Genomic DNA, 11734 nt, shown 5'->3' on the forward strand with positions numbered 1-11734 from the left:
CCATTTCCGCTCGACCAAGCGGCGTCATTCGCGCATTCTTATGGGGGTTGTTCATCCGAAGAAGTCCCGAGTGCATCGTGTGGCAACGACCACTCTCAAGCCTTCAGCTCGGGTGAACAACCTCCTCAGAGACCACAGCTAGACCGTCAAGTTCAGCAAGGCGAAGGAGCGTCCGGACGGAACCAAGCCGCCTGTCGACATCACATTCCGACCTTCGGCTACCAGAACCATGTCGCAATCGACCGGGGCTTCGGCTTCATCCGAAAATGGTCGGCGACAGATGCCGCCGCCTATGAAGGCGCGCGTCTGCGGGAAGGGTTGCTCGACAAGACCAATACGGCGTCGTCCGTCTGGGCGGACACGGCCTATCGGTCGGCGGCGAACGAGGAGTTCATGGAGAAGAACGGCTTCGTCAGCCGCGTCCACCGTAAGAAGCCCAAGGGCAAGCCGATGCCCGGCGCCACGCGCCGCGCCAATGCGGAAAAGTCGAAAGTTCGCTCACGCGTCGAGCATGTCTTCGCCGAGCAGAAGGATCGAATGGGACTGTTCGTCCGGACGATTGGGATTGCCAGGGCCAGAGTGAAAATCGGCATGGCGAACCTCGTCTATAACTTCAAACGGCTGGTCTTCTGGCGAAGAACCGTCGCCGCCTGATGCGCGGGCGGGGGGACCCGCCGACCTCACGAGTGAATGCGCTCCTTCACGCCTGCCCTCAGAAATCAAACTAAAATCGGAAAGGCCAGCATGTTGATAGAAGTGTCCAGCTGGACGCTTCTAAGAACCTCGCCAAATCGGCGCGTTTCTGATTCTCTGGCATTCAGAAGGATCGGAGGCGGATCAATGCGTGGACAGCCGGGCTTTTTCGACGTGGACGAGCGGCTGAAACGACTGAGCGGGCTCGGGGATCAGCTGGAAGCGTTCGCGGCGGCGGTGGACTTCGAGATGTTTCGCGGCGATCTGGTCTCGGCGCTTGGTTATTCTGACGGCGCGCAGGGCGGAAGGCCGCCCTTCGATCCGGTGATGATGTTCAGGATCCTTGTGATCCAGGCGATGGACCATCTCTCCGACGAGCGTGCCGAGTTTCTTATCAACGACCGCATGTCCTTCATGCGCTTCCTCCGCCTGTCGCTCGCCGACCGGGTTCCTGACGCCCGTACGATCTGGCTGTTTCGGGAGAAGCTCACCAAAGCGGGCGCGATCGAGGGGCTATTCGCCCGCTTTGACACGGCATTGCGGGCCTCAGGCTACATCGCCATGTCAGGGCAGATTGTCGACGCGACGCTCGTCCCCGCGCCCAAGCAGCGCAACAGTGAGGGCGAGAAGAAGGCAATCAAGGAGGGCCGCATTCCAGAGGGTTGGGCCGAAAACCCCGCGAAAATGCGGCAGAAGGACCGCGACACGCGCTGGACCGTGAAGTTCAGCAAGGCGAAGGAGCGGCCGGATGGGACGAAGCCGCCAGTCGACATCGCCATCCCGACCTTCGGCTATCAGAACCATATTGCGATCGATAAAGGCTTCGGCTTCATCCGCAAATGGACGACCACGGACGCCGCCGCCTACGAAGGGGCGCGGCTACGTGAGGGCCTGCTCGACAAGACCAATACGGCGGCGTCTGTCTGGGCGGATACGGCCTATCGCTCTGCGGCCAATGAAGCGTTCATGGCGAAGAATGGCTTCGTCAGCCGTATCCATCGCAAGAAGCCGAAGGGCCGATCGATGCCCGACGCCGTCCGTCGCGCCAACGCCCTCAAATCGACTGTTCGCTCGCGCGTCGAGCACGTCTTCGCCGAGCAGAAAGACAGGATGGGGCTCTTCATCCGGACGATCGGCATCGCCCGCGCCAAGGTGAAAATCGGGATGGCGAACCTCGTCTATAACTTTAAACGGCTGGTGTTCTGGGGAAGGATCGCCGCCGCTTGACGCTCCGCAGACGCGGCGCGCGGCGCTGGCCGCGTCCGATGAGACCGGTCCCAAGCCGCTCAGGCTCCGCGGTTACCAAGTCGCCGGGCACGGGCCGTGTTGATAGAAGCGTCCAGCTTCATCCCCTTCTTCGCATCTTCTGGACGAACTCGCTTCGCACGGCTATCGCCCCCTCGACTACGAACCAGATCCGCGCCCCCTGCCCTCTTCTGACGCCGCGTGCCTTGCGCTCGAGTCCGCCGTCGAAGCTCTGTCCAACCTCTTTCTCGACACCCGTCTCGAAGCCGATTTTCCCGATCTCCTGTGGTCCTTCGTCAATCTCTTTCATTGCAAGGCGCAGCGGATCGACCGCGAACTCGACGAAAATGAAACCGCGCAACGGCGCTCGCAGGCCGAACAGGACGGCTCGGAAATCCGCTCGGTCGAACTTGAGCGGCTGATCGCGCAAGGGCTCACGCTCACCGAACGACGCAACGCCTTCGAATTCTTCTGCGACCATCTGGCAGAACTTTACGCGACCGAGACCGGCTCCTCTTGGCGTCCACGCTCGGGATCGCAGGTTAATCACCGCGCCCTGACGGCGGAGCTGATCGACAGCCGGGATTTCGTGAACGCCAAAAAGTGCCGAGGCGCAGGTGCTTTTTGCCACCTGGCTCTCGCATCGCGTTCGCCGGCGGCGCGGACTGGAACGATCATCAACGGATCTGGGATACGCTCGATAAGGCACGCGCGAAGCACCCGGACATGCTCCTCCTCCACGGCGCTGGCCCGGTGGGCGCAGAGCGCATCGCAGCCTGTTGGGCGGACAATCGTAACGTTCCTCGGTCGCCTTCAAACCGGAATGGACACGCCACAAGAACGCGGGGCCGTTCAAGCGCAACGATACCGTGCTCGAGGCCTTGCCCATCGGGGTCAGCGTTTTTCCGGGATCTAGGATCGTCGAGAACCTCGCCGACAAGGCTCGGAAGATGGGACTTCCGGTGCGGCGGTTCTCGAAAAGCGGCTCGCCCCCCCTAAGGGGCGCGTCGATATTTGTTGGGAGCTCCCAACGACGCTTCAGCGCCTCAATGGTTAAGGCGTGTTAACCAAAAATCCCTTGCGCGAATCGATATTTCTGACACCTTCACGAAGTATCGCCGAGTGCGGCGTATCTTCCGTTAGCCGAAGAGCTTTCCGTGAATTTAGCTTCTCTCCGTTCTGAACCCCATGTTTCGTCAATCGATGAAACGATTGGCGCACACGCCGAGCTGCTCAGCGAACAGTTGCAGGCGATGAGCGAAGCGCTGTTCCCACCGGCATCCGAAAAGGAGCTGAGGAAGTTTACGTCGGGAGAAGCGGCTCGGCTCATCGGCGTATCTGATTCTCGCTTGCGCCAACTCTCATTGGCCGGTGAGGGGCCGCAGCCCGCACTTTCACCGGGTGGTCGCCGCCACTATACCCTGTCGCAAATAAATGCTCTGCGCCAAATGTTGGCCCAGGCTGCCAAAGGACGAAACGAAAGTCGCGTCTATCTCCCGACGCGAAGCGCTGCGGAGCGCCTGCAAGTACTCGCCGTCACCAATTTTAAGGGAGGATCGGGCAAGACCACCACGGCTGCGCATCTCGCGCAATATCTTGCGTTGCGTGGCTATCGAGTTCTCGCGGTGGATCTCGATCCGCAAGCGAGCCTCTCCGCGCTTTTCGGCATCCTACCTGAAGTGCATGTGCGCGCGAATGAAACGCTGTACGGCGCTATTCGCTACGACGATGAAATTCGCCCCCTCAGCGCGATCACAAAGGCCACGTATTTCGACGGGCTAGATATTGTGCCGGGGAATCTTGAACTCATGGAGTTCGAGCACGAGACTCCAAAGGCGCTCTTGTCGGGGTCGGCGCAGCCGGGCGAAATGTTTTTTTCGAGAATCGCCCGCGCACTCGATGATGTCTCAGACCGCTATGATGTTGTCGTAATGGATTGCCCGCCGCAGCTCGGCTATCTCACCTTGAGCGCTCTATGCGCGGCGACCAGCGTGCTCGTCACAATTCATCCGCAGATGTTGGACGTGGCATCGATGAGTCAATTTTTGCTGATGACTCATGATCTTCTTTCCGTGGTGCGCGAGGCGGGCGGCAGGCTCGATTATGACTTCTTTCGTTATCTTATAACTCGCTACGAGCCGCAGGACGCCCCTCAGACGAAGGTCGTGGCGCTCCTGCGCAATCTCTTCGGCGACCATGTGATGACAAGCCCCATGGTTAAGTCCGCGGCTATTTCGGACGCTGGGCTGACCAAACAAACGCTTTATGAAATTGGGCGAGAGAGTCTCACGCGCTCCACCTATGATCGTGCTCTGGAGGCGCTCGACGCCGTCAACGGCGAGATCGAACAACTGATGCGAGAGGCTTGGGGACGGAGCTGACCATGAGCAGGAAGGATACAGTCGAGGCGCTTTTCAAAGGCCGGTTGGGAGCTCCCAACGCTCCCTCTGCCGTCGAGCGGGGCGAACGCGTGCGAACGGGGGCGATTTCCGCTATGGGTGCCTCGCTGGCTCAGTTAAGCGAAAACGCGAAGACCGTCGCTCGTCTACAAGATCAAATTTCTGCCGGGGATCGGGTCTTGGAACTCGATCCAGCCGACGTCGACGCGTCGTTGGTTTCTGATCGTCTGATGATCGAAGTCGACCCGACTTTCGAGGCGCTCGTTGTGAGCATGGCGGAAAGTGGGCAGCAGGTGCCCATTCTCGTCCGCCCCCATCCTACCGAAGCTGGACGTTATCAAGCCGCTTATGGGCACCGTCGGCTGAGGGCCGCATCTCGACTGAAAATTAAGGTCCAAGCAGTTGTTCGCACCTTGAGCGACGCCGACCTCGTCGTCGCTCAAGGTAAGGAGAACTTGGAGCGGCGCGATCTATCCTTCATCGAACGCGCCTGGTTCGCCAGACGACTGGAAGATCGGGGCTTTGATCGATCCGTGGTCATAGCGGCGCTATCCTGCGACAAAGCTGACGTAAGCAGGTATGTAGCGATGGCGCGCGCGATCCCCGAGATCATCGCCATATCTATTGGCCCAGCTCCTAAAGCCGGGAGGGCGCGTTGGGCGGAGTTGGCGGAAAAGCTCCAGCAAGGCGACGCGGTCGCGACCGCGGAAGCTCTGATTCGGCAAACCGAATTCTTATCTTTGGACAGCGATCAGCGCTTTGCGAGGCTCTTGGAGGTCTTGCGACCCGCGGTTGAGCACAAGAAGACTCAGGAAATGTGGGTCGCCAAGGACGGCCGCAAGGTTGCGCGTGTCCAAAGGGGCACCGAGCGGGTCGTCTTAGCCTTCGATGAGAAGGTCGCTCCGGCATTTGGAGATTACGTGCTCCGTCAACTCGACGCTCTTTTGGCCGCCTATGAGGGTTCATTGGTGGGTCCGAGAGACGGGAGCTCGTGATTCGAAGCGATGACCTCCCCAAAAGGGGGCTCGCTTCACGTAAGCGTCGATAAGTGTGATGCGTTCCGAACCGGATCCAAAGGAGCATAGGCGCAAAAGAAAAGGCCCCCGAAACGTTACCGCCCGGAAGCCTCTCCAAAGTTCGCACCTTAAGAGAATCACTTCCGCAAATCGCTGTCAAGAGCCGGTGCCGTTTCGGTGAGCAGATTTCTTTTGCCTAACGAGGCAAAAGGACATGCAGTTACAAACAACGACGCCCTTTGGGCGGCGAAAGCTGTCGCTCGCCATGGTGGCGAGCCAGGCGGCGACAAAGGAATTCGCGTCGCGCTCAGACGCGCCGGAGATCGTCGTCCATAAATGGCGGCTGTTTCGAGCGCTCACGGAGGCAAAAGCTCCACTCGGCGTCACTGACCGGGCGCTATCGGTCCTGCACGCGTTGCTGAGCTTCCATCAGGAGACGGCGCTGACGCTGCCCGAGAAGGACGCTGGGGCCTCGGAAAACGATCCGACGCCCGGGATCATTGTCTTTCCATCGAACAAGGAGTTGTCGATCCGCGCGCACGGCATGGCGCCGGCGACGCTACGCCGACATATCGCCATGCTGATCGACGCGGGGCTGATTATTCGCCGGGACTCGCCAAATGGCAAACGTTTCGCAAGACGAGGGCAGGGGGGCGAGATCGAGGACGCCTTCGGCTTTGACCTAACCCCGCTCATTGCGCGCGCCAGCGAAATCGAAAATCTCGCCGAAGAAGTGCGCGCCGAAAACCGCGCGATGGCCTTGCTACGCGAAAAAATAACGCTGGCGCGGCGCGACATCGTCAAGATGATCGAGACCGGGATGGAAGAGGGCGTTCCCGGCGACTGGGAGGCTCGCCACAGCGATTATCAGGCGCTAGCCAGCCGCCAGGCGCGCAAAATGACAGGGACCGATTTGGTGGCTTTGGCGGAGGAACTCGCCGCTCTTGCGGCCGAAATCAATAGTGTCCTGGAAAACCACGTAAAACGCCAAAATATGACCGCCAGTGAGTCTCAGGCTGAGCGCCACATACAGAATCAAACCACAAACATTTCTGATCTTGAACCTAGCCTTCGAGAAGGCAGGGGCGAACCGCCCGGGGCAATCGTCGACGAAGCGGAGGCGGATGGGGCATGGGCTTCGGAATCTGAGAAGCGGGAATCTGAAGCTCCGCTCCGTCCCACGCCAACCCCCAGAACCTATCCGCTGGGGATGGTGCTGCAAGCTTGTCCGGATATCGTCGATTACGCCAAGGGGGGCGAGATTTCATCCTGGCGCGATCTCGCGACGGCGGCCGCGACCGTGCGTTCGGCGCTCGGCGTCTCGCCTGACGCTTGGGCTCAGGCTTTGGACGCCATGGGCGAGCATGACGCCGCCATCGTCATCGCCGCGATCCTGCAGCGCGGCGATGAAATCAGATCCGCTGGCGGCTATCTGCGCGTTCTGACCGCCAAGGCGCGGGCAGGGGAGTTTTCCCTGGGGCCTGTCCTGATGGCGCTGTTGCGCGGCAAGGCCGCAAAAGGGGCGCGAGAGCGGAAGAGGGCAGGGTGATGGCCGGAGCGTTGCGCCCACACGTCCGGGCCTTGAACTACCCCCTTAATGGTGGCATCTGAGCTTATGGAAAAGCGGCGGCCGACCTATGATCTCGACGCCATCAAGCAGGCGATCGGGTCGGTTGATCGGTTGGCCATCACGACGTCGGCGCTGCGTGACGCCTCCGCATTGGGGTTCGATCGCGGCGCGATCGTCGAGACCATCCACAGCGTCGACCGCAGCATGTTCGTCAAGTCAATGACGACCTTCGCCGACCATCGGCTGTGGCAGGACGTCTATAACGTGCCGATGCGTGGATTGCTGCTCTATGTGAAATTTCAGGCGGATGTGCTGACCGAGTTCACGGTCGTCTCGTTCAAGGAAAAGTAAGTGATGGCCACGAAAGACGAGCCGCTTCCCGAGACGATGATTTCTCCTGAAACCGGGGAGACGCTGACGCGCGGCCTCCGCCCGTTTACGGTCGCCTACAAGGGCGAAAGCGTCGTCGTCGATCTGCCTGGCTATTATCCCGCGGGCGAAGGAGAGGGCGTCCACATTGGCGAGGACATGGCCGTCGTCGACCAGGCGCTTCGCGGTCTCAAGGAGAAAGCGGACGGCGTGCCATCGCCAGAAACGATCCGGCGTCTGCGTGCTAAGCTTCAGCTGTCGCAGCGGGAGGCGGGCGCTCTGTTCAAGGTCGGCGAAAACGCCTTCGACAAATATGAGCGGGGCTTGGTCGAGCCGAGCGGTCCGACGATCCAGCTGATGGCCTTGCTCGACCGGCACCCGGAGCTGTTGGCGGAACTCAAATAATCTCGACCGGTCAAAGCCCCGCGGCCTTGGTCAGATTGACTTTGAAGCGATCACGCTTTCGCTGATAGCGGCGGGTCATTTCGGGAGAGGCGTGACCGAGGTGCCTTTGCACATGGCCTTCCTCGATCTGTGCCGAGGAGGCGAGGCCGGCGCGCAAGGAGTGGCCGGAAAAGGCGCGGCGTCGTTCTCCTTCGGGGAGATCGCCGCGCAGGCCAGCCGCGAGCGCGCATTTTTGCACGAGGCGGGCGACATGCTTGTCCGAGAGCCGCTCCGCGGAGACGCCGCCGTTCTTGCGGGCGAGGGGCCGGAACACTGGACCCCGGGTGATCCTTCCGAGTTTGAGCCAGGTCTCGAGCATGGCGACGGGGCAGGTGAGGGGAGAGGAGCCGCGGCCGATCTCGACCTCGCGCCAGCCGGTCTTGCCGTTGAGGGTCAACAGCAGGCCGCCTCCGTTCTGGTCTGCGCCGACGATCTCGATCCAGCCGGTTCCGTCGTCCGTCTGGTCGGGGCCGCAGTCCAGCCCGACGATCTCCGAGCGCCGCAGGCCGCCCGCGAACCCGATGGCAAGAATAGCCCTGTCGCGCAGGCCGCGCAGGTCGTTGTCCAGGACCGCCAGCATGGCCAGAAGCTCGTCGGCGAAGATCGCCTCCTTCTGGACCGGCGGGCGTCCGTGAGCGCGGCGGATGCCGGCCAGCACCGTCGCGATATGGGGATCGCCCGTGTCCAGCGAGCGGCCGAGCTGGCGATACCGCCAACAAATGCCGGAGAGCCGGCGCTCCAGCGAGGAAACAGACAACGGCGGCCGGCCCGGCCCGCCCTCGACGCAGGCGGCGAGATAGAGGCCGACGGTCTGCGGGTCTTGGGGCAGGGGGTCGAGCCCCTGACGGCGCAGCCAGGAGGCGAACTGACGCCAGTCGGCGTCATAGGCCCGTTGGGTGTTTTCCGAGCGGGCGTTGCGGGCGTAGTCGCGGGCCTTTTCCGAGAGCGCCGCGAGATGGGGGGCGGGCTCGGCGAGCGCCCTGCCGCCGGTGGTGTCCTCGTCGGCTTTAGCCATTCTTGTCCTCGTTTGCGCCGCCACGGGCGGGTCTGGCGCGTGCCTGGGGTTCAAAAATCCGACGCCTCGGCCCGCTGTGAGCGGTCCAAAAGGCGCTTCGCGGCCGAGTCTAACAGGGGTTTCGTTTTCTGTCCGATAAGCGCACATTATCGGACACACGCGCCGACGGACAAGCCCGGCGGATTTGGGTCGAAAACAAGTGACAAAGCGCCGCTCTGTGATGCGAGTCCGCCCATGAAATTCGATGATTAGATGCTTGCCCGTGACCGCCCGGCCACTGCCGGCGGGCCGCCCGGGGCTTTCACGCCGAGGCCTCGTCCGCCGGGAAAGACTCGGAAATCCAGCCGCTTCGGCGCTGGCCAAGACTTCCGGACGTGGAGCGGGTGGCGTTTGTCGCCGGCGCTTGTTCGATCGATCCTGGGCGCCGAGGCCTGTCTTCGCCAGCTATCTCCGCGAGCGCTTGGCGCTGCCCGCCGCCGAAAGCTGTGCGACGCTCGCCGTGCCACGCGCACGCCTTGTTAGACGCATCCATCGGCTGGTTAGGCTCAGTGCCACGCATCCGGCGCGCCTCGATGCCGCAAGCCTCACGCGCGCCGTCGCGCAGCTTGGTTTGTCCGAGATCGACGCCAACGTCTTGGCGCACGCTCTGGCCGATTGCGTGGCCGCCGTGCCGCCCGGCTGGCATGTCGGGTTTCGCCTTAACCTCTTGCATGGACTATGGGCTCGACCCAACCTTGGCCGCCGATGTCATTTCGTGGGCGTAACCGCCACTCCGTCATCGCGCGCGGCCGCCGCCTCTGAAAGTCCCACGCTTCAACCTCGAAGATTAGGTCGCTCTCTCACGGCGAAAACAGAAGGTCGAGTCCCCGAGGGAGCACCAGAAAAATCAAGCATTTACGAATATCGCTCAAAACCGTCTTGTCCATCAATTAAACATTGGCGCACGTCGGCGGACTCTCGCGCCGCTCAACCGCCGCCAACGCTGCCCCAGAACGCAAAAACGCCCCTCCGGCCGGCGCGTCGACTTGCCTAATTGAACTTCGGCCCACCTGGGCCGAAAGTCCCCGGCATGATCCGAGGCCCCGTTTCAGACCCGGTAATTGCTTCAATCATCATCGCGCTCATTTTGATAAGCGCGTTGATGGCGATCGTGTATCGCTACTGAGCGTTTAATCGGCTGGCGCACAAAAACGCCCGCCTTTGCCACTTCAGGCGTCTCGCCTTTAAGCGAAACTCCGCTTACCGCCTATTCTCGGAACCAATCCACAAGTCGACAGCTTTCGCCCCTAACGCGACTGGCCCCTGCGGGCGTCCTCTGGAGTATGTGAGGCGGGCAATGGTCCTGACTATTTTGGCCGCGGTGGCGACCGTCGCGCTAGTCTTCCTCGCCGTTTGGGCTGTCCTTTATCGCGCCGGTAAGCGGGACTAAGAGGCCGAGCCCCCGATACATCCAGGACGGCGAGTCCCCCCGCAAATGTCTCTGCCGCAACTAAACCGCGCCTGCGCGCATTATGGAGAAGCGGCCTAATCTCGGACGCCGCACGCCTTTGCTCGGCAGTGACAGAGGAGGACGCCATGGCCAAAACGGCGCTTTATGTTCACCTGGAAGCGAAGCCAGGCAAGGAGACTGAGGTTGAAGCGTTTTTGAAGGGGGCGCTTCCACTGGTGGAGGCTGAGCCGGGAACAACCACATGGTTCGCTATGAAAATGGGCCCGAACTCTTTCGGAATCTTCGACACCTTCAACAATGAAGGCGACCGCGAGGCCCATCTCTCTGGAGCCGTGGCGAAGGCTTTGATGGCGAAGGCGCCCGAACTCCTCGCCTCTCCCCCTGATATCCACAAGATCGACATCTTGGCGGACAAGCTTCCGCGTTAAGGGGAGAAGAAAGCAAAAACGCCCCGCCGATACATCCACGGTCGGGGCGTTCGGCTGGACCTATTCAACGGCGTTAAATTCCGGACCGGCCACGATTGACGGTGCATATGGCCGCGCCAAGTTGGGCCCCATTGCCGGATGGACCGGCATGACAGGGAGTCTCAGATGATGCGGCTTATCCTAAGAACCAGCCTCGCGGGTCTGGCGCTACTTGCTGGCGGCTCGCTCGCCCAGGCCCAATCCGTTCCCCCGGCGAACCCTCCTGTGGAGTCGGCGCCGCTTCCTAGTGACCCTGGCTACGATATCCCCTCGACACCAGCTCCTCCCGTGGCGCCGGTGCCGGACGACGATTCCGACGAAGACTGAGTCTGCATTCGCGTAACGAAGGCAAAAAAACGCCCGGCCTGTCCATCCGAGGTCCGGGCGTTTCTTCATGATCGGTCTGATTCCGTCAAGGTCGGGGAAACCACAGAGGGAGAAATTATGTCACTCTGCCACCATAGATCGCGCCCGTCCTCCTGGCCGGGCGTTTTTTTTCACTTGGACAAAGAAGTGCTTCGATAAAGAGCTTGCCTGCAACGGGCAGACGCAGCCGCCCCTTGAGCACCCGGCTGGCCGATGTCTTCCCGACGACATGGCGGAGCCTGATGAGGATCGGGCGTCCGTTTGGCGCTGCCGAATCCTTCCAGGAAAACCAGACCCAGCCGCCCATCAATCAGGCCCGTCGCCGCGTGCAACGCGACTTGACGCCGAGCCAGTTGCATCGAGCCGCGCGCGCAGGGGCCGATGCACAATGGGAAACGCCAGTCCGAGCATCAAGCCCCAGAGCAATTCGCCCAGCAGAAACCCCACCGCCGGATAGCCGGTCAGGATGGGCTGTTCGGGCGCCCATTGGAGGAGGGGGATGGGTCCGAGCATCCATAGAACGAAGCCATAGGCCATTCCGAAAAGCCAGCCGCCCCTGGGGTCGTTCGCCGCGCGCTGAAACAGCCAACCATAGAGCACGCCCCCGGGCAGCATCAGTCCGATGTAGGCGAATGCCACGGCGGCGACCGGCCAATTCGCCGCCCGGCTGAGCGCGTCGAGCGATCCGAAGGCGCCCAGG

9 protein-coding genes and 2 pseudogenes are annotated in these 11734 nt (G+C 61.7%); 9 read left to right on the plus strand and 2 right to left on the minus strand.

Annotation, left to right across the window (positions count from 1 at the left end):
• Positions 1–142: 142 nt before the first annotated feature.
• From ACR652_RS19965 to ACR652_RS20000, 8 genes and pseudogenes are all read left to right on the plus strand, one after another.
• Positions 143–654: pseudogene (locus ACR652_RS19965) on the plus strand (transposase); the annotation flags it as partial.
• A 186-nt stretch (positions 655–840) separates the two neighbouring features.
• On the plus strand, positions 841–1920 hold the full coding sequence (locus ACR652_RS19970) for an IS5 family transposase (RefSeq protein WP_434508222.1): 1080 nt from the start codon (positions 841–843) through the stop codon (positions 1918–1920).
• 139 nt (positions 1921–2059) lie between these two features.
• Positions 2060–3005: pseudogene (locus ACR652_RS19975) on the plus strand (DUF2493 domain-containing protein).
• 90 nt (positions 3006–3095) lie between these two features.
• Positions 3096–4319 carry a plasmid partitioning protein RepA gene (gene repA / locus ACR652_RS19980; protein WP_434508223.1) on the plus strand — a complete coding sequence of 408 codons (1224 nt, stop codon included), beginning with the start codon at positions 3096–3098 and terminating at the stop codon, positions 4317–4319.
• Between the two features lie 2 nt (positions 4320–4321).
• Positions 4322–5332: a plasmid partitioning protein RepB gene (gene repB / locus ACR652_RS19985; protein WP_434508224.1), complete on the plus strand. Its 1011-nt coding sequence runs from the start codon at positions 4322–4324 to the stop codon at positions 5330–5332.
• 235 nt (positions 5333–5567) lie between these two features.
• The gene (gene repC / locus ACR652_RS19990; RefSeq protein ID WP_434508225.1) at positions 5568–6902 is read left to right on the plus strand and encodes a plasmid replication protein RepC; all 1335 of its coding nucleotides are present in this window, start codon (positions 5568–5570) and stop codon (positions 6900–6902) included.
• A gap of 66 nt (positions 6903–6968) precedes the next feature.
• A complete protein-coding gene (locus ACR652_RS19995) occupies positions 6969–7274 on the plus strand; it encodes a type II toxin-antitoxin system MqsR family toxin (RefSeq protein ID WP_434508226.1) in 306 nt (101 codons plus the stop codon).
• A gap of 3 nt (positions 7275–7277) precedes the next feature.
• Positions 7278–7697: a type II toxin-antitoxin system MqsA family antitoxin gene (locus ACR652_RS20000; RefSeq protein WP_434508227.1), complete on the plus strand. Its 420-nt coding sequence runs from the start codon at positions 7278–7280 to the stop codon at positions 7695–7697.
• A gap of 10 nt (positions 7698–7707) precedes the next feature.
• On the opposite strand, the gene ACR652_RS20005 is transcribed toward ACR652_RS20000, so the two are convergent.
• Positions 7708–8751: a tyrosine-type recombinase/integrase gene (locus tag ACR652_RS20005; protein WP_434508228.1), complete on the minus strand. Its 1044-nt coding sequence runs from the start codon at positions 8749–8751 to the stop codon at positions 7708–7710.
• Positions 8752–10326: 1575 nt separating this feature from the next.
• Between ACR652_RS20005 and ACR652_RS20010 the strand changes: the two genes are divergently transcribed.
• The gene (locus ACR652_RS20010; protein ID WP_434508229.1) at positions 10327–10629 is read left to right on the plus strand and encodes a putative quinol monooxygenase; all 303 of its coding nucleotides are present in this window, start codon (positions 10327–10329) and stop codon (positions 10627–10629) included.
• Positions 10630–11340: 711 nt separating this feature from the next.
• Here the strand turns inward: ACR652_RS20010 and ACR652_RS20015 are convergent.
• The coding region (locus tag ACR652_RS20015) for a hypothetical protein (RefSeq protein WP_434508230.1) at positions 11341–11734 on the minus strand (394 nt) is incomplete at its 5' end.

This window comes from Methylocystis sp. (assembly GCF_051061225.1).
Taxonomy (GTDB): domain Bacteria; phylum Pseudomonadota; class Alphaproteobacteria; order Rhizobiales; family Beijerinckiaceae; genus Methylocystis.